The 16,031-nt window shown below is 65.0% G+C and carries 19 protein-coding genes; 14 read left to right on the top strand and 5 right to left on the bottom strand.

The features are described 5' to 3' along the window. Positions 1 to 44 precede the first annotated feature (44 nt). Positions 45 to 1,670 carry a cytochrome c oxidase subunit I gene (gene ctaD, locus DRB19_RS11300; RefSeq protein WP_245439427.1) on the bottom strand — a complete coding sequence of 542 codons (1,626 nt, stop codon included), beginning with the start codon at positions 1,668 to 1,670 and terminating at the stop codon, positions 45 to 47. A 460-nt stretch (positions 1,671 to 2,130) separates the two neighbouring features. On the opposite strand from ctaD, the gene DRB19_RS11305 reads away from it, so the two are divergent. The 11 genes from DRB19_RS11305 (at position 2,131) to DRB19_RS11350 (ending at position 10,902) form a co-directional block, all read left to right on the top strand. Then, the gene (locus DRB19_RS11305; RefSeq protein ID WP_174799931.1) at positions 2,131 to 2,427 is read left to right on the top strand and encodes a hypothetical protein; all 297 of its coding nucleotides are present in this window, start codon (positions 2,131 to 2,133) and stop codon (positions 2,425 to 2,427) included. Positions 2,428 to 2,526: 99 nt separating this feature from the next. After that, entirely contained in the window at positions 2,527 to 2,673 is a 147-nt protein-coding gene (locus DRB19_RS31090) for a hypothetical protein (protein WP_245439429.1), read from the top strand. Then, positions 2,670 to 2,861: a carboxymuconolactone decarboxylase family protein gene (locus DRB19_RS31095; RefSeq protein ID WP_245439430.1), complete on the top strand. Its 192-nt coding sequence runs from the start codon at positions 2,670 to 2,672 to the stop codon at positions 2,859 to 2,861. Before DRB19_RS31090 ends, DRB19_RS31095 begins: the two co-directional genes overlap by 4 nt. Positions 2,862 to 3,016: 155 nt before the next feature. Further along, the gene (locus DRB19_RS11315; protein WP_114186142.1) at positions 3,017 to 3,709 is read left to right on the top strand and encodes a CBS domain-containing protein; all 693 of its coding nucleotides are present in this window, start codon (positions 3,017 to 3,019) and stop codon (positions 3,707 to 3,709) included. Positions 3,710 to 3,809: 100 nt separating this feature from the next. Then, on the top strand, positions 3,810 to 6,296 hold the full coding sequence (locus tag DRB19_RS11320; RefSeq protein WP_114186143.1) for a vitamin K epoxide reductase family protein: 2,487 nt from the start codon (positions 3,810 to 3,812) through the stop codon (positions 6,294 to 6,296). 114 nt (positions 6,297 to 6,410) lie between these two features. Further along, a complete protein-coding gene (locus tag DRB19_RS11325) occupies positions 6,411 to 6,830 on the top strand; it encodes a DUF5602 domain-containing protein (protein WP_114186144.1) in 420 nt (139 codons plus the stop codon). Next, a complete protein-coding gene (locus tag DRB19_RS11330; RefSeq protein ID WP_114186145.1) occupies positions 6,830 to 7,357 on the top strand; it encodes a plastocyanin/azurin family copper-binding protein in 528 nt (175 codons plus the stop codon). The genes DRB19_RS11325 and DRB19_RS11330 overlap by 1 nt, the downstream gene beginning before the upstream one ends. Positions 7,358 to 7,446: 89 nt before the next feature. Continuing rightward, entirely contained in the window at positions 7,447 to 9,249 is a 1,803-nt protein-coding gene (locus DRB19_RS11335; RefSeq protein ID WP_245439432.1) for a family 1 glycosylhydrolase, read from the top strand. Further along, a complete protein-coding gene (locus DRB19_RS11340) occupies positions 9,242 to 9,790 on the top strand; it encodes a hypothetical protein (RefSeq protein WP_114186146.1) in 549 nt (182 codons plus the stop codon). Before DRB19_RS11335 ends, DRB19_RS11340 begins: the two co-directional genes overlap by 8 nt. A gap of 84 nt (positions 9,791 to 9,874) precedes the next feature. Then, positions 9,875 to 10,315: a PAS domain-containing protein gene (locus DRB19_RS11345; protein ID WP_114186147.1), complete on the top strand. Its 441-nt coding sequence runs from the start codon at positions 9,875 to 9,877 to the stop codon at positions 10,313 to 10,315. Between the two features lie 5 nt (positions 10,316 to 10,320). Then, positions 10,321 to 10,902, top strand: coding sequence for a DUF488 domain-containing protein (locus DRB19_RS11350; RefSeq protein WP_114186148.1), 582 nt, complete (start codon positions 10,321 to 10,323; stop codon positions 10,900 to 10,902). Here DRB19_RS11350 and DRB19_RS11355 read toward each other — a convergent pair. Next, positions 10,836 to 11,321 carry a nucleoside deaminase gene (locus tag DRB19_RS11355; protein ID WP_114186149.1) on the bottom strand — a complete coding sequence of 162 codons (486 nt, stop codon included), beginning with the start codon at positions 11,319 to 11,321 and terminating at the stop codon, positions 10,836 to 10,838. The genes DRB19_RS11350 and DRB19_RS11355 overlap by 67 nt on opposite strands. A 14-nt stretch (positions 11,322 to 11,335) precedes the next feature. Between DRB19_RS11355 and DRB19_RS30590 the strand changes: the two genes are divergently transcribed. Then, on the top strand, positions 11,336 to 11,503 hold the full coding sequence (locus tag DRB19_RS30590; RefSeq protein WP_170148919.1) for a hypothetical protein: 168 nt from the start codon (positions 11,336 to 11,338) through the stop codon (positions 11,501 to 11,503). Here the strand turns inward: DRB19_RS30590 and DRB19_RS11360 are convergent. Together DRB19_RS11360 and DRB19_RS11365 are read right to left on the bottom strand one after the other, a co-directional pair. Next, the gene (locus DRB19_RS11360; RefSeq protein ID WP_114186150.1) at positions 11,481 to 12,290 is read right to left on the bottom strand and encodes a pseudouridine synthase; all 810 of its coding nucleotides are present in this window, start codon (positions 12,288 to 12,290) and stop codon (positions 11,481 to 11,483) included. The two genes, DRB19_RS30590 and DRB19_RS11360, sit on opposite strands and share 23 nt — an antisense overlap. An 18-nt stretch (positions 12,291 to 12,308) precedes the next feature. Next, positions 12,309 to 13,571 (bottom strand): Glu/Leu/Phe/Val family dehydrogenase, encoded by a 1,263-nt coding sequence (locus tag DRB19_RS11365; protein WP_210207465.1) that lies wholly within the window; start codon positions 13,569 to 13,571, stop codon positions 12,309 to 12,311. A 445-nt stretch (positions 13,572 to 14,016) separates the two neighbouring features. Between DRB19_RS11365 and DRB19_RS11370 the strand changes: the two genes are divergently transcribed. After that, complete coding sequence (locus tag DRB19_RS11370; protein ID WP_114186208.1) at positions 14,017 to 14,463, top strand: GreA/GreB family elongation factor; 447 nt, start codon at positions 14,017 to 14,019, stop codon at positions 14,461 to 14,463. A 17-nt stretch (positions 14,464 to 14,480) separates the two neighbouring features. After that, complete coding sequence (locus DRB19_RS11375; RefSeq protein WP_114186152.1) at positions 14,481 to 14,915, top strand: GreA/GreB family elongation factor; 435 nt, start codon at positions 14,481 to 14,483, stop codon at positions 14,913 to 14,915. A 383-nt stretch (positions 14,916 to 15,298) separates the two neighbouring features. Here DRB19_RS11375 and rnk read toward each other — a convergent pair whose 3' ends face one another. Then, a complete protein-coding gene (gene rnk, locus DRB19_RS11380) occupies positions 15,299 to 15,727 on the bottom strand; it encodes a nucleoside diphosphate kinase regulator (RefSeq protein ID WP_114186153.1) in 429 nt (142 codons plus the stop codon). Positions 15,728 to 16,031 lie beyond the last annotated feature (304 nt).

Below are 16,031 nucleotides of genomic sequence, written 5' to 3' on the forward strand. Positions count from 1 at the left end.
GAGCCGCCGCATCTCATTGACCGTAAGGGTGGTGCCCACGCCTGTCAGTGATGGGTGTCGATCACCCGAGGCAGCGTGTTGAACTGATGGAATGGCGGCGGTGAGGACAGGGTCCATTCCAGCGTCGTCGCACCAACGCCCCAAGGGTTGTCGCCGGTCTGCTCCTTGCGCCTGAATGCATCGATCACGCCATACATGGAGACGAACAGGCCGGCGAAGAAGATGTAGGCGCCGATGGAGGACACCATGTTCCAGCCTGCGAACGCGTCCGGGTAGTCCGCGTAGCGGCGCGGCATGCCGGAGAGGCCGAGGAAGTGCTGCGGGAAGAACAGCACGTTGGAGCCGATGAAGGCGATCCAGAAGTGCAGCTTGCCGATGCGCTCCGAATAGATATAGCCGGTGATCTTCGGAAACCAGTAGTAGATGCCGGCAAAGATCCCGAACACGGCACCGAGCGACAGCACGTAGTGGAAGTGCGCCACCACGTAGTAGGTGTCGTGCATGTAGCGGTCGATGGGAGCGTTCGCGAGCACGACGCCAGTGACGCCGCCCACCGTGAACACGAAGATGAAGCCTACCGCCCACTGCATGGCCGCCGTGAAGCGGATGGAGCCGCCCCACATGGTGGCGATCCACGAGAAGATCTTCACGCCGGTCGGCACCGCGATCACCATGGTGGCGAACACGAAATAGGCCTGGGTCTGAAGCGAGAGGCCGACCGTGTACATGTGGTGCGCCCACACCACGCTGCCGACCACGCCAATGGCCGCCATGGCGTAGGCCATGCCGAGATAACCGAAGATCGGCTTCTTGGAGAAGGTGGAGATGATGTGGCTGACGATGCCGAAGGCCGGCAGGATCATGATGTACACTTCGGGGTGGCCGAAGAACCAGAACAGGTGCTGGTACAGAATCGGATCGCCGCCGCCCGAGGGGTCGAAGAAGGTCGTGCCGAAGTTGCGGTCCGTGAGCAGCATCGTGATCGCACCCGCGAGCACGGGAAGGGTGATCAGGAGCAGGAACGCGGTCACCAGCATGGCCCAGGCGAACAGCGGCATCTTGTGCAGCGTCATGCCCGGAGCGCGCATGTTGAGGATCGTGGTGATGAAGTTGATCGCACCCAAAATCGAGCCGGCACCGGCAAGATGCAGGGCAAGGATGCCGAAATCAAACGCCGGGCCAGGGTGGCCGACCGTCGAAAGCGGCGGGTAGGCGGTCCAGCCGCCGCCGAAGCCGAGTGAGCCCGGGGCGCCCTCGGAGAACAAGGACAGAATCATCAGGCCGAAGGCCGCCACGAGCAGCCAGAACGAGATGTTGTTCATCCGCGGGAAGGCCATGTCGGGCGCGCCGATCATCAGCGGCACGAACCAGTTGCCGAACCCACCGATCAGGACCGGCATGATGACGAAGAACACCATGATGAGGCCGTGGCCCGTCACGAAGACGTTGTAGGCCTGCGGGTTGGAGAAGAACTGGAGGCCGGGTTCCTGGAGTTCCAGGCGCATGCCGATGGACAGCAGGCCGCCGATGATGCCGGCCACGAAGCCGAAGATCAGGTAGAGGCTTCCGATGTCCTTGTGGTTCGTCGAGTAGAACCACCGACGCCAGAACGTCGGTTGATCGCCATGTCCGCCAGCGTGCAGCATGCTCTGGCCAACCCTGTCATCCATGCCTTCGGCCTCCAACCGACCAAACGATCAGGCAATGACCAAGTTCTGGCAAACGCATTTTCCTGCTGGATATCAGCAAAGGTTTTGCATGATGTTGCGCCAGACGGACGAAGGCCTACGGCCCGCATCGCAGGAACATGAACTCCAAAGATCTTAATCATACAGAGCAAACAATTTCGTTTGCCTGCCTCCCAGGCAAGGAAGAGGATCGTTGCACCACCCTGCTGGATCGCCCCTTACCGGGATGAGTACCACCCGGGGACCGGTACAGCCGCACGAGACGATGGAGGATGATGATGAAGCCCGCCAGAACACCACCGTCTGCGGCCGTCTCCGCCGACAACACGCACGAACGATGGCTGACCGTCAGCCTCCTCGCTGGCTTGCTGGCCCTGCTCGCCTGGTGCGTCATTGCACTTTAGGCACGGGGCGGGATCACCAAAACCGGAGGGCTTTGAACATGTGCCACTACAATCTGTTCCGCCATGCCGACCGCACTGAACTCATCTGCGCCGTTCCGGAGGTGCGGCCCGTGCCTGCCTTCATCACGGGGCCGCCATGGAGCTTCGTCGGGCGTGTGGGGGACCATGCCGACGTCTCGTCGGGATTCGATCATCAGTCGGCTGAGGTGAGCGTCAACTACAACGGTTTCTACCTCTTCCAACTGATCAACGCTTCGGATCTCAAGGCCTGGGTCGATCGGAACCACAAGGAACGGCCAAGGGAGATCCAGCCGCTCCGGATGGTTGCCGGCTGAATCGAGGCAGAGCGGTGATCGACTGCGGGAGCCCTGCGGTGCCACGGCTCATCTGCCGCTAGTCTTCGGCAAGGCACCTTACTCTAGCAGGAGGCCAATATGGTTGGTCAGCTTTATCCGGAACCATCGGCCGAGCTGGCACACAGGCGCCAGGAGCTTGCGCCCGACATGCAGGCAGCATTCGACGTGTTCGGCCGCCAAGTGTTCACCCCCCCGGTGCCCTGGACACCAAGACGAAGCAGTTGATTGCCGTTGCCGTTGCCCATGTCACCCAGTGCCGTTACTGCATACACGGGCACACAAAGGCCGCTCAGCGGGCCGGGGCCACGGCGCAGGAGCTGATGGAGGCGGTCTGGGTGGCCGCCGAGATGCGGGCCGGCGGAGCCTTTGCCCACGCCAGCCTCATGATCGCTTCCTTGTCCGAAGATCGGTAGGCAGTCAAAGTGCAAAGAAAGTGATTTGAACCTGCAAATCTATTCGTTTGTCACGCACCCTGTCTGCCCATACCGTCTTTCCTGTCGACCGATGGCGCCGACGATCGGCATACCTGCACAGGCCTCTCGTCAGCGCGCACCCAGAGGAGTCCGGGATGCTCACCGCCGCGGATGTCATGACAACTGGAGTCATCACGGTCACGCCCGAGACGGCAATCCATGAGATCGCCAAGTTGCTCTGCGACCACCATATCAGCGGCGTTCCGGTGATCGGAGACGAAGAACAACTTCTCGGCATCGTCAGCGAAGGCGATCTGATCGGGCATGCCCGATTGGCCGGGGAACAGCGCCGATCCTGGTGGCAGACTTTCCTCAGCGGTCCCATGGCGCTGGCTCAGCACTACGCAAAATCACATGGTCGGGCGGCCAGCGACGTCATGACGGAAAATGTGGTCACGGTGGTGGAGACCACGTCGGTTGCCGACACGGCCCGCGCCCTGGAGCAACACCGGATCAAGCGTGTCCCGGTGTTGCGGGACGGGAAGTTCGTCGGCATCGTGACCAGAAGCAACCTGCTCCAGGTGCTGGCAACCACCGACGTGTCGAAGCCGATGAACGTTGCCGACCGCATCATCCGCGAGCGGCTGAACGACGAACTTGAGGACCAGCCCTGGGCATGCCTCCCGTCGATGAACATCGTCGTCGAGAATGGCGTCGTTCACCTGTTCGGCATTGTGCAATCGGAGGAGGAGCGACACGCAATCCGCCTCGCGGCAGAAAACCAGGCCGGCGTGAAGGCGGTGGAGGATCACCTCTCGATCGTGCCTGCGACCGCCTACGTCTTTTGAGCAGCCGAGTGGCTGCCGGAGTGAAACCACGAGGTCACGCAAGCCAGAGTGATGAATCGGCGATGATGAAGGATCTTCAGCGTTGCATGGCAGCCATTTATTGACCTCGTCCGCGGATCAGAGGCCCATCGTCCTCATCACAGGCGCAACCGGCAATCTGGGCCGCTCGCTGGGCAGGGTGTTCGGCCGCGACTATCGGACCGTGGGTCTCGACCGTGTCGCCGAGGGGTCTGACTTCCCGGTCATCCCGGTCGACTTCACGTCCGACGCATCAATGGAGTTGGCGTTCCGCAAGTTCCGCGACGCCTTCGGGGTGCGCATCGCCAGCGTCATCCACCTCGTCGCCTATTTTGACTTCACCGGCGAGGATCACCCCCTCTACCAGTCCGTCACGGTCGAGGGCACCCGCCGCCTGCTGCGCGCCCTGCAAGGATTCGAAGTCGAGCAGTTCATCTATGCGAGCACGATGCTGGTGCACGCGCCGTGCCGTCCCGGCGAGCGGATCGACGAACGGCAGCCGATTGATCCGCGCTGGGCCTACCCCAGGTCAAAGGCCGCGGCCGAAGACGTGATCCGGAGGGAGCACGGGCCGATCCCCTATGTCATCCTGAGGCTGGCCGGCGTCTATGACGGGCACACGACGGTGCCCACGATGGCCCAGCAGATGGCGCGGGTCTACGAACGGAACTTCCAGAGCCACTTCTACTCCGGCAGCACGCTCGTGGGCCAGTCCATGCTCCACCGGGCGGACATGCTCGATGCCTTCCGTCGTACGGTGGACCGTCGCGCCGCATTGCCGCCCAGCGCCGAGATCCTGATCGGCGAACCTGATGCCATGGGGTACGAGGCGCTCCAGGACGAGCTCGGCCGCCTGCTTCACGGGGAGGACAACTGGCCGACGCTGCGCCTGCCAAAGGTCGTCGCCGCCGCCGGAGCCTGGGCGCAGGACGAGCTGGAGCCGGTCATCCCTGACCTGATCGACGGAGGCGAGGAGCCGTTCATCAAGCCCTTCATGATCGCCATGGCCGATGATCACTATGCCCTCGACATCGGACGGGCCCGCGAGCTCCTCGGATGGGAACCCCGGCACCGGCTGAAGGACGAATTGCCAGGGCTTGCCGCGGCCCTCAAGGCGGACCCGGCCGGATGGTACAAGGCGAACGGGGTCACACCCCCGGCCTGGCTGAGCGAGGCAGCCGATCTCGGCAGGAACCCGGAGGAGCTGAGCACCCGGCACACCGCCAAGATCGAGTCCGAGCATCGCGCCAACCGCTGGGCCCATTTCGCCAACATGGGACTCGGCACCTGGCTCATCACCCAGCCGGTGCTGATCGACGTCCCGGAGCCGCTCCTGCGCTGGAGCGAATTCCTTCTCGGCTGTGCCCTCGTCGTGTTCGCGGCGGCGGCCCTGTCCTGGCGGGCGCAGTGGGCCCGTTGGATTTGTGCGGGCATTGGCGCAGCCGTGATGGCGATGCCCTTCCTGTTCTCGACACAAAGTGCCGCCGCCTATCTCTCCGACACGCTTGTCGGCTTCCTGATCTTCGGCTTTGCCGTTTGCACGAAGCCCGAACCCGGCTCCTCAGCCGTCGCCGCGCTCACCGGGCCTGTCGTGCCGCCGGGCTGGAGCTACAACCCATCCAGTTGGGTGCAGCGCCTGCCGATCATCATCCTGGCGCTCGTCGGCCTCTATGTCTCGCGCTACCTGGCGGCCTACCAGCTCGGTCACGTCCCCGATGTCTGGGATCCCTTCTTCTCCGGTTCGCCTTCCGATCCCCAGAACGGAACGGAGGAGATCATCACCTCCCCGCTCTCGACGGCATGGCCGGTGTCCGATGCCGCGCTGGGCGGCTACACCTACCTGCTGGAGATCCTCACCGGTCTGGTCGGCTCGCGATGCCGCTGGCGCACCATGCCCTGGCTGGTGATCCTCTTCGGCCTGATGATCGCGCCCCTGGGTGTCATCTCGATTGTGTTCATCATCATCCAGCCGATCGTCATCGGGACCTGGAGCATCATCGCCCTGATCGGCGCCGCCGCGATCCTAGTCCAGATCCCCTATTCGCTCGACGAAATGATCGCGACGTTCCAGTTCATGCGCCGCCGGATGAAGAGGGGCCGGAACGCGCTGCGCGTGTTCCTCCTGGGCGACACCGACGACATGGACGAGACGCGTGTTTCCGATCCGAAGGCCGACGAATTCGACAGGCCACCCGGCGCCGTGATCAAGGACATGGTGGGCGGCGGGGTCAGCCTGCCGTGGAACCTTGCCCTCTCGGGGCTGGTCGGCTTGTCCCTGCTGTTCACGCGGGTCACGCTCGGGGCAGAAGGCGGCATGGCGAACTCCGATCATCTGATCGGCTCGCTCGTCCTGACGGTGATCTCCCTTGCCGCGGCTGAAGTCGCAAGGCCGTTGCGGTTTCTCAACATCCCGCTTGGGCTCGCGCTGTTTGCCACCCCGTTCATCTACGGGGCAAGCATGACGGCAACCGTCGCCAGCGTCGCGTGCGGGGCCGCCCTTGTGGCACTCAGCATCCGCCGTGGCCCGATCCGGCAGCAGTACGGATCCTGGAGCCGATTGGTGGTGTAGCGGAATGACGAGCCCGGCGGCGCGGTTGCCTCTGCCGGGAACCTTTTGGGGCTGCTCCCATCCAATCGGCACGCATGGACGGGAAATGTATCCCGCGCGTCAACGGAGGATGCCATGAGGATTGTTGTTGCCACCCTCGCTATTGCTGCCGCATTCGCCATGCCGGCGCTGGCCGCCGACCAGGTCGAGAAGGCGCCGCCGACAGGCGCCTACAAGAAGGTTAGCGACCTCGTGAAGCTGCCCGACTTCCTGCCGGGACTTGGCCAGCTCTATGTGGATCCCAAGACCCTGCCGGCAGGCCCGTTCCTGGCCTATAACCGCGACGGACGGCTCGTCAGCACCGTCTACATGCTGCCCGTCGAAGACCTCACCAACAAGGACAAGCGTTTCGACGATCTCGCCGCGCCCGGCGGCAAGGTCAACCATGTGGACGTCTACTTCAACGCCGGTCATCCGGGCGTGGAGAAGCCTCACGCCCACGTCGTGCTCTGGCACGTGCCCAGGGCCGATGAGACCCGGGTGGCGGCGAAGTGATGGTCTCGCGCAGGTACATCCTGCGGATCGGCGGGGGACTCCTCGCCGGTCTCCTCCTGCCCCGGCTCCCGCTCGCCGCAGAGGCGGTCGAGATCCGGATGCAGGGCAACGCGGATGGCTCGCATGTCTGGTTCGATCCGGTCGGCCTGCGCGTCGAAACGGGTCAAACGATCCGCTGGATCAACCTGGATCCTGGGAACTCCCATACGGCGACGGCCTACCACCCGAAGAACTTCGAGCGTCCCTTGCGCATCCCTGGAGGGGCCGAGCCCTGGGACTCGGACTACCTGCTGCCGAACGAGACCTTCTCGATCACCCTTGCCGTGGAGGGCGTCTACGACTTCTACTGCGTCCCGCACGAGCATGCCGGCATGGTCGGGCGGATCATCGTCGGCCAACCTGGCAGATTCCCCGCTGCCGACCTGTCGGTACAAGCGACCGGCGGGGAGCCCATTCCTGAGATTGCTCTCCGCGCTTTCCCGTCCGTCGACGAGATCATGCGCCAAGGCGTCGTCAGGCCCGCATAGATGCCGCCTCCGACAGCGGCGGGAACATTCCGGGCTCCCGCCCGTCCAATGATCAGCCACCGAGGCCCGCAGGCCTAGATGAGGGCGCTATGATCCGCTCGGTTGCCTACTCAAAGGCGGTTCTCGCCGGCATGGCGGGCGCCATCGCCTGGGAGGTCGTCGCCCGGCTGCTGATCCGGGCCGGCGTGCCCTACTTTGACCTTGTCATGACGCTCGGGACCCTGGTTCTTCCCAACGCGAGCCCATGGGCATCCTGGCTGGCCGGCATGTCGGTCCACCTGATGGTCGGCGCGATCTGGGCCGTTTTCTATGCCTACTTCTTCTGGTCCGTCCTGCCGCTGCGCCCGGTCCTCCAAGGGCTCGTGTTCGCCTTCGTCCCGATGCCGCTTGCGATCCTCATCATGCATCCGCAGTTCGATCTGATGCACCCGCTCGTGCAAAGCGGCGAGTTGCCCTCATCAGGGCTGTTTGGGTTGGGCGGCGGAATGCACGAGCCGCTCTCCATCGCCGCTGGCCACCTGACCTGGGGCGCCGTGCTCGGCCTGCTCTATACCCGGCCTGTCGGCTACCCGGTGAACCGGCGACCAGCCCTGAATGCCCGGCTTGGCAGGTCACACCTCCCTGTCAGTTCGTCCCCTGCTCCGGTCGAGCACAGGTTCATGTTCGCGACCGGCATCGAGTGCAGTTACCCCACCCTGGACGGCGGGCGCTGGCGCATGGATCAGATGGCGGCCTGCGGTCACTATCGCCACTGGCGCACCGACCTCCAGCTCGTGCGGGATGTGGGCCTGCGCTATCTGCGCTACGGCCCTCCCCTGCACCTGATCCATCGCGGCCCCGGCCAGTATGACTGGACATTCCTGGATGAGGTCTCCGCCGAGATGCAGCGGCTCGGCATCGTGCCAATCATGGACCTGTGCCACTTCGGCCTGCCCGACTGGCTCCAGAACTTCCAGAACCCGGAGGTGCCGCAGGCGCTCGCTGACTACGCCAGAGCTTTTGCCCGGCGCTATCCATGGGTGCGCTTCTACACCCCCGTGAACGAGATGTATGTCTGCGCCAAGCTCAGCGCTCTCGAGGGGCTGTGGAACGAACAGTGCCGGGACGAGCGCGCCTTCGTCACGGCTGTGCGCCACCTCGCCAAGGCCAGCGTGCTGATGATGCAAGCGATTGCGCAAGAGCGCCCGGATGCCGTGTTCGTCAACAGCGAGAGCGGCGAGTTCTATCAGCCCTGCTGCCCCGATCCCGCGATCCGTCACATCGCCGCGTTCGAGAACGAGCGGCGCTTCCTGCCGCTGGATCTCCTCTATGCCCGTCCCGTGCACGAGGACACGCGCGCCTACCTCCGCCACCATGGCATGCCCGATGAGGAATACGCCTGGTTCATGCAGCAGGACATGTGCCGGCGGTCGATCCTCGGGGTCGACTACTACGAATGGAACGAGAAGCTCATCGACAGCGACGGTCATGCGCAAGCCCTGGGCGAGCTGTTCGGATGGTACGCCGTTGCCGGCCAATACTACCAGCGCTATCGGCGGCCGATGATGCACACCGAGACCAATCGCATGGATGCGCGCGACGGGCCGCGCTGGCTCTGGCGGCAGTGGCACAACGTGCAACTCATCCGCCAGACAGACGTGCCAGTGGTAGGCTTCACCTGGTACTCGCTCACCGATCAGGTCGACTGGGACATCGCGCAGCGGGAGCCGCTCGGCAACGTCAATCCGGTCGGCCTGTTCGACCTCAACCGGGATCCGCGGATGGTCGGCTTGGCCTATCAGCACCTCGTGCGCCTCTTCGGCGCGGATCTCGAGGGGGCTCCATCCGTCGAGGCGGTGCTGGAAGAAGCCTCGAAGATCATGGACCGGACAGCGAGGAGGCTCCATGCTTAGGATGCTCCAAGCCCATGGGCTCGATGCCGGCCCAACCCAACGGCCGCTTCTGGCGGGTGCCATCGCTGGTGGGATCGCCACGGCTCCGGCCCTCGCGGTCCTCGCCGGGTTCCAGTCCCTCGATGCGCCTGCCCGGGCAATCGGCGCAACGGCATTCGCGGCGGCCCTCGCCTACGCCGGCCTGATGCTCGTCGGCGGAAGCCTGTACGGCTGGCTGTTCCAGCGCGCCGCCAACGATGTGCGGGGCGGTTGGCTCTTCGGGATGGCCTATGGCTTCGTCCTCTGGATGCTGGGGCCGGTCCCGCTGCTGCAATGGCTGCCGGACCAGCCGATCCTGCGCGGCTACCCCGCTGCCGGACTGCTGCTGGCCGAACTGCTCTGGGGCCTTGCCGTGGGGCTGGTGTTCCCACGGGTCCACCGCCATCTCCACGTGGACCTGGAGAACCGCTCACGCTTGGCGTCCCTCTGCCCGGGACCGGAGGCGGCGGCCCAGACGCAGGTGCTTCGGACGCTCCAGCCACCTGGGCGCCAGTCGCACTGAAAGAACCTATGGGCCGCAACAGGAGCTTGGCCATGCAAACGGCAGCGGTCGCGACAACGGGATTGGACAGCAAGGGAGGCCTGAATGGACATGTCCCGGCTCGTGGCTGACGCCATTCTCTCCGCTGCCGCCGATGCCGTGGTGGCGACGGACCCCGACGGGATTATCCGGGTGTGGAACCCCGGTGCCGAGCGGATCTTCGGCCATCGCGCCGCCGAGGCGCTCGGGCAGTCGCTCGATCTCATCATCCCCGAGCGCCTGCGTGCGCGGCATTGGGAGGGGTTCCGCCGCGTGATGGCCTCCGGCGAGAGCCTCTTCGGCGCGGGCGACCTCCTGTCGGTGCCGGGCCTCCGCAAGGACGGGCAGCGCATCTCTTTGGAGTTCACCATCGTGCCGCTCAAGGACGAGCAAGGACAGATGCACGGCCTCGCCGCAGTCATGCGCGACGTGACCAGCCGCTTTGAGGAGATCAGAGGCCTCAAGCAAAAGCTGGCGGAAGCAACCGTACCCCCGAGCCCCCACTGACCAGCATGGCAAACCCGTTCTACACCATCGGGCACTCGACACGCTCCATTCCGGAGTTCGTCGAGCTTCTGCGCGAGGCGAACGTCCGCCTCGTGGTGGATGTCCGGACCATTCCGCGCTCCCGGACGAACCCGCAGTTCAACCGCGATGCCCTACCGGAGAGCCTTGCCAGCTATCAGATCGGGTACGAACACATTGCCGAGCTCGGCGGGCTGCGCGGCAGGCAGCGCTCAGCCGAGCCCTCTCCCAACGGCTTCTGGGAGAACACGAGCTTCCGGAACTATGCCGACTACGCCCTTACGGGCCGCTTCCGGGAGGGGATCGATCGCCTGACCGACCTCGGCGGCTGGAGCGTCACGGCGATCATGTGCGCCGAAGCGGTGTGGTGGCGCTGCCACCGCCGGATTATCGCCGACTACCTGCTCGCCTCCGGCCGCGCCGTGTTCCACATCCTCGGGCCAGGCAAGATCGAGCCGGCGTCGATGACACCCGTAGCCCGTTTGACGACTGCTGGGATTGTCTACGCGGGCCTGCCGGAGCCGGACCCACCGAGAGGCGCCGGGGTGGCGTCCCGCCACAAGTCGTAAAGATCGTCCTCCTCAGGACGGACGGGCACATAGGCGATCCTGACCGACTGCTCCGTTAGCGGCTTTGCCAGTTCGGCATAAATGGCCGCCGTCGACAGGCCATACGGCTCGCCATCCTGGTTGGAATAGGCGTGGGTCACTTCGCGGATGCCCGCAAGATACACAGCCGAAAGGCACATCGGGCAGGGATGACCGCTGGCGTAGATCACACAGCCGTCGAGGCGCGGGCTGCCGAGTGCCCGGCTCGCGGCGCGGATCGCGTGGAGCTCGGCATGGGTGGTCGGGTCCTGCGTCATACGGATTTCGTTGACGCCCGTGGCGATGATGGCACCGTCCTTGACGAGGACCGCGCCGAATGGGCGGCCGCCCCTGTTGGATTCCCCCGGCCCCCATCCTAATTCTAGGGAATCCTGGCACATAGCTGAGGGTGCTCATGAACCCGACTGAATCCCACTGGAACTATGAAGCCGTCCAAGCCCTGATTGCCCTGGTCAAGGAGGGCGTGCCCGCCTCGCTGATCAGCCTCAAGTTGAAGCGCCCGATCAGCGAGGTCCGGGCCAAGATCGACGATCTGGGGCTTACGCCTCCCCCAGAGACCTAAGCAGGCCCGGCACGGCGCGAGCCGGCACATCCAGCATCGCCTTCTCGCTCGGCGCGAGATGCCGGGCCGCGCCCCTTGGCAGATCCCCCAACCGCACCCCGCCCACTTCGATGCGCACGAGGCGGAGCACGTTCGCTCCGACCGCACCGAGCAGGCGTCGGATCTGGCGGTTCCTGCCTTCGCTCAGGACCACCTCAAGCCATGCATTGCGGGTACCAACACGGAGCAGGCTCGCTGATTTGGCAATCAGGCGCTCTCCGTCGAGCACCATGCCCGCCTCGAGCCGCTCCAGCATGCCCTCGTCCGGCAAGCGGTCGACCTGGACGTGGTAGACCTTCTCGACGTTCGACGCGGGATCCAGCACGCGCTGCGCCCAGCGCGTGTCGTTGGTCAGGAGCAGCAGGCCCTCGCTCGCCTTGTCGAGGCGGCCCACGGGCGCGACGAACGGAAGGTCGAGTCCTTCCAGACAGTCATAGACCGTCGCCCGCTCCTCTGGATCGTCCCGGGTCGTGACCAGGCCGCGCGGCTTGTTGAGCATCAGGTACACCTTGCGCTCGGACATGATCGGCTCGCCATCGACGGTGATGCGGGCGCGTCCAGGATCGACGCGGGCCGCCACGGTGCGGATCGCCCGGCCGTCGACGCGCACGCGCCCCTCGGCAATCAGGGCCTCGGCTTGCGTGCGGGAGCAGAACCCGAGCTTCGACAGGGCGCGCGGCAGGCTGACCACGGCGCCGTTTTGACGCCGCGGCCCACCCGCACCCCGCAATCGGGGCGGTGGTTTCATGATGGTTCGTCCCGGACGTCAGCTCGCGAAGAACTGCTGCGTGCCGTGCGCCTCGATGGCGCACGCGAGCCGCGAGAGCGCATGCACGTAGGCGGCGCTGCGCAGGGTGATTCCCTTGTCCCGGGCGAGAACCCAGATGGCGTCCCCTTCCCGCTCCATCATCGTCTTCAGCCGCGCATGCACGTCCTCGACCGGCCAGTAGTATCCCCCTCGGTTCTGCACCCACTCGAAGTACGAGACGGTGACGCCGCCCGCGTTCGCAAGGATGTCCGGAAGAACGACGATGTTCTTGGTGGCTAGGATCTCATCGGCCTCGGGCGTGAGCGGGCCATTGGCGAGTTCGAGGATGACACGGGCCTTCACGCTGGCGGCATTGCCCTCGTGGATCATGTCCTCCAGGGCGGCCGGAACGAGCAGCTCGCAATCGACCGAGACCAGATCGTCGGCCGGGAGGATGGAGACGCCGTCAGAACCGGCAAGGCCAGTCACGGATTCCCGCCGCTTGGCAGCCATCAGCTTTTCGACATCGAGGCCCGACGGGTTGTGGACCGCTCCCTTCGAGTCCGAGACCGTCACGATCCTGTAGCCGTCGGCGGCGAACAGCCGCGCGATGTTCTGGCCGGCATTGCCGAAGCCCTGGATGGCCACCCGGGCACCGGACTCCAGCCCGAGCTGTTGGGCCAGACGCTGGACGAGGTAGTAGCCGCCACGGGCGGTCGCATCGTCGCGCCCGAGCGAGCCGCCGAGCGCGATGGGCTTGCCCGTGATCACGGCCGGCGTCGCCTCGCCGACGATGGAGGCATACTCGTCGGCCATCCAGCCCATGATCATGGAGCTGGTGTAGACGTCGGGCGCCGGGATGTCTCGGTCGGGACCGATGATCTTGGAGAAGGCCTGCACGTAGGCGCGCGAGAGGCGCTCCAGTTCGGCCTTCGACAGGGTGTGTGGATCGACCTGCACGGCGCCCTTGCCGCCGCCATACGGCAGGTTCATCACCGCGCACTTGAAGGTCATCCAGAAGGCGAGCGTTTCCACCTCCTCCATGGTCGAGGCTGGGTGGAAGCGGATGCCGCCCTTGGTCGGGCCGCGGGTGTCGTCATAGCGGCATCGCCAAGCCATGAAGGATTTGCGCGAGCCGTCGTCCATGCGGATCATCAGACGGACCTTCGTGGTCTCTCGCGGGTACTTCAACTTTTCGAGAACGTCCGCGTCGAGGGCGAGGTGCCGGGCTGCTTCGTCAAGGCGCGTCAGGGCCTGGTCCAGCATGGAGGCTGCATGCAATTGATCTCACTCCTGTGTCGGTGATGCAGTTGAGGCAGGTTGTCGTTCGGAAGCCTTAATGGCGGCTTCCCTGCCGCAGCGCAATATGCCGACGAAGGCTGCGTCCATTCGCTGATCCTGCTGAACGCCTCCTCCCTTGGCGTGAACGCCTGCGTCGCGCGCAGGCTTGCATTCGCCGGAGGCATGGCTATCTTATGGACGTCATGAACACGGTCGTGAAAAACCTTCGTCTCTTTGCGCACGCGGGTTGCCTCAAAGCAGGCAGGTGACCCCCGAGACCCGGCTGGATCGCTTTGGTCGCCGGCGCTTGGGGGACATGAAGTCTTACTCCATCCATCGCCGAGCGGTTGCATGCGCCACCTCGCGCATGTCGGGCCGACATGTCCGGCCTATCTTCGGATGCGCAGGCGCGCTCCCGCAGGAGGACCGACCACAGGAGATGTTCATGAACGCGCCGTGCCAACCTCCGCCGATCACCATCGCGACCTGCGACTACAACCGCCTGCTGGTCACGGCGACGATCCAGCAGGAGCACAACCCTCGGGCCTCCGACTTCCTGCTCGAGGAGCTGCGTCGCGCCACGGTCTGCCATCCGTCTGCGCTGCCGGAGGATGTCGTGTCGACGAACTGCCGCGTGATCTTTCGCATCGACGACGAGCCGAAGTCGCGAGCACACCTCCTCGTCCATCCCGACGACTTGATATCACCCGGCTCGGAGATCTCCGTCACCACGCCGCTGGGAACGGCGCTCCTGGGCCTGCGCGTCGGCGACCGCATGCCGTTCGTGGAGGATGGCACGCTCCATGAGGTGGTCGTGGAAGGCATCGGCCTTCGCTTCCTGGACGACGGCACGGCAATCACGCGCACTCCAGGCAGCATTTGGTGGGTTTGAGGCGAGTGGAGGACACGATGATCAAGCAAGAGGCCCTTCCGCCCGTGATGATCTCGACGGGCGACTACGACCGGCTCGCCTTTCTCGCATCGTTCGGCCTGAACTTCCAGCAGGACCGGCCTGCGGCGGCGATGCTCGCCAACGAGTTGCTCCGGGCGACGGTCGTGACGCCATGCGCCATGCCCCCATTCGTGGCCACGATGCACTCGCGACTGGAGTTCCGCGACGACGTCACATGGAGTGTCCGGTGCGCGACGCTTGTTTTCCCCGACGGCGATGATGGTGAGGCCGATCGCGTCTCCGTGCTGTCGCCCGAAGGCGCGGCGTTGATCGGCCTGAGCGAGGGCCAGTCGATCATGTGGCGGACGCCCAAAGGATGGCGCAGCGTCACGCTGCTGCGAGTGCTCCATCAGCAGCACGGACGCTCCGTCGAGCCGTGGCAGGAACTGTAATGAGGTGGCTCCCGGAGCATCGGAAACGATGAGCCAGGTGCCTTCTTCCATCGTGCTCATCCTGGCCTGCTTCCTTGTCTACCAAGCAGCCATGGGTTCGGGATTCCCACAGCACCCTGGCGATCACAACGTTCGGGAGTGAGCGTTCGAGGGCCTGTGCGGAACCGCATCGACATCGGTGGCCGGGCGGCCCCAGGAGGGGATCGATGCCGGAGCGTATCATTGAGATCAGCTTCCTGCGAGCCTTGGACCCCCTCGGAGGCAACGCGCAGAACGGCATCGACAACTCTTTCGATGCCGGGCGTTTCCGCAGCGACCACTTGGCCGAAGCCGCCGGACGCAATGCCGTCACCTTCCGGCTGATCGTCCCAGCGCGTGCGCGCCTACGCGGACTGGGGCTCTGGGACGGCCGGTTCCAACACTTTCAGCACCGTCAGGCGCTTCGTCTCCCCGGTGCGCGTGGTCCAATCAATCGATTTGCCGACGGGAAGCCCGATCAGGGCGGTCCCGATCGGCGTGAGCACCGAGATAAGTCCCTTCGAGATATCGGCCTCGTTCGGGTACACGAGGGTAACCGTCTGTACACGCCCCGTCATGTCGTCGCGGAAGTCGACCTCGCAGCCCATGCGGACGGTGCCGATGGTATGACGGTCCGTGGTGAGCACATGCGCGCGGTCGAGTTCCTCCGAAAGCCCGGCTGCGACCTCGGGCATGGTGTGCGCGGCCGCGTTGGCGAGAAGCGAGAGCTTCTCGTGGTCGGCGGCGGTCAGGATGATGCGGGGCTTGGCGCCGCCGACGGCTTTCTTGGTCATGGGATGTCTCCTGTTCTATTGGGGACGACGGCAGGTTCAGGCTGCCGACGGACCGGGATCATTGTCGTCGTCATTCGTTGGCGGATTTGGGACCTGCTCCGTCGCAGGGCGTCGCCGCGGCCTCAGCCGGACCACCTTTCCATCCGACGTCTCCGCATCCTGCGACGCGGGTTCCGATGACGGATCGAACAGGGACTGATGCATGGCACGGCCTCCTCTGCTTTCAGCGTGCCTCTGGGCAATCGCTGACCTAAGCATCTGCACCAGGAGGTTGGCCGTGGGACGTCCAGAATCCGGACGTGCT

Source organism: Microvirga aerophila (assembly GCF_003332305.1).
Classification (GTDB): domain Bacteria; phylum Pseudomonadota; class Alphaproteobacteria; order Rhizobiales; family Beijerinckiaceae; genus Microvirga; species Microvirga aerophila.

What these genes read in the sequence shown, in the direction of transcription:
- DRB19_RS11375 (WP_114186152.1), top strand. Translation starts at nt 14,481, where the DNA reads ATGATCAAGCAAGAGGCCCTTCCGCCCGTGATGATCTCGACGGGCGAC.
- DRB19_RS11355 (WP_114186149.1), bottom strand. Translation starts at nt 11,321, where the DNA reads ATGTGCCAGGATTCCCTAGAATTAGGATGGGGGCCGGGGGAATCCAAC.
- DRB19_RS11370 (WP_114186208.1), top strand. Translation starts at nt 14,017, where the DNA reads ATGAACGCGCCGTGCCAACCTCCGCCGATCACCATCGCGACCTGCGAC.
- DRB19_RS11350 (WP_114186148.1), top strand. Translation starts at nt 10,321, where the DNA reads ATGGCAAACCCGTTCTACACCATCGGGCACTCGACACGCTCCATTCCG.
- ctaD (WP_245439427.1), bottom strand. Translation starts at nt 1,670, where the DNA reads ATGGATGACAGGGTTGGCCAGAGCATGCTGCACGCTGGCGGACATGGC.
- DRB19_RS11325 (WP_114186144.1), top strand. Translation starts at nt 6,411, where the DNA reads ATGAGGATTGTTGTTGCCACCCTCGCTATTGCTGCCGCATTCGCCATG.
- DRB19_RS11315 (WP_114186142.1), top strand. Translation starts at nt 3,017, where the DNA reads ATGCTCACCGCCGCGGATGTCATGACAACTGGAGTCATCACGGTCACG.
- DRB19_RS11345 (WP_114186147.1), top strand. Translation starts at nt 9,875, where the DNA reads ATGGACATGTCCCGGCTCGTGGCTGACGCCATTCTCTCCGCTGCCGCC.
- DRB19_RS11335 (WP_245439432.1), top strand. Translation starts at nt 7,447, where the DNA reads ATGATCCGCTCGGTTGCCTACTCAAAGGCGGTTCTCGCCGGCATGGCG.
- DRB19_RS11305 (WP_174799931.1), top strand. Translation starts at nt 2,131, where the DNA reads ATGTGCCACTACAATCTGTTCCGCCATGCCGACCGCACTGAACTCATC.
- DRB19_RS11360 (WP_114186150.1), bottom strand. Translation starts at nt 12,290, where the DNA reads ATGAAACCACCGCCCCGATTGCGGGGTGCGGGTGGGCCGCGGCGTCAA.
- DRB19_RS11330 (WP_114186145.1), top strand. Translation starts at nt 6,830, where the DNA reads ATGGTCTCGCGCAGGTACATCCTGCGGATCGGCGGGGGACTCCTCGCC.
- DRB19_RS11340 (WP_114186146.1), top strand. Translation starts at nt 9,242, where the DNA reads ATGCTTAGGATGCTCCAAGCCCATGGGCTCGATGCCGGCCCAACCCAA.
- rnk (WP_114186153.1), bottom strand. Translation starts at nt 15,727, where the DNA reads ATGACCAAGAAAGCCGTCGGCGGCGCCAAGCCCCGCATCATCCTGACC.
- DRB19_RS30590 (WP_170148919.1), top strand. Translation starts at nt 11,336, where the DNA reads ATGAACCCGACTGAATCCCACTGGAACTATGAAGCCGTCCAAGCCCTG.
- DRB19_RS31090 (WP_245439429.1), top strand. Translation starts at nt 2,527, where the DNA reads ATGGTTGGTCAGCTTTATCCGGAACCATCGGCCGAGCTGGCACACAGG.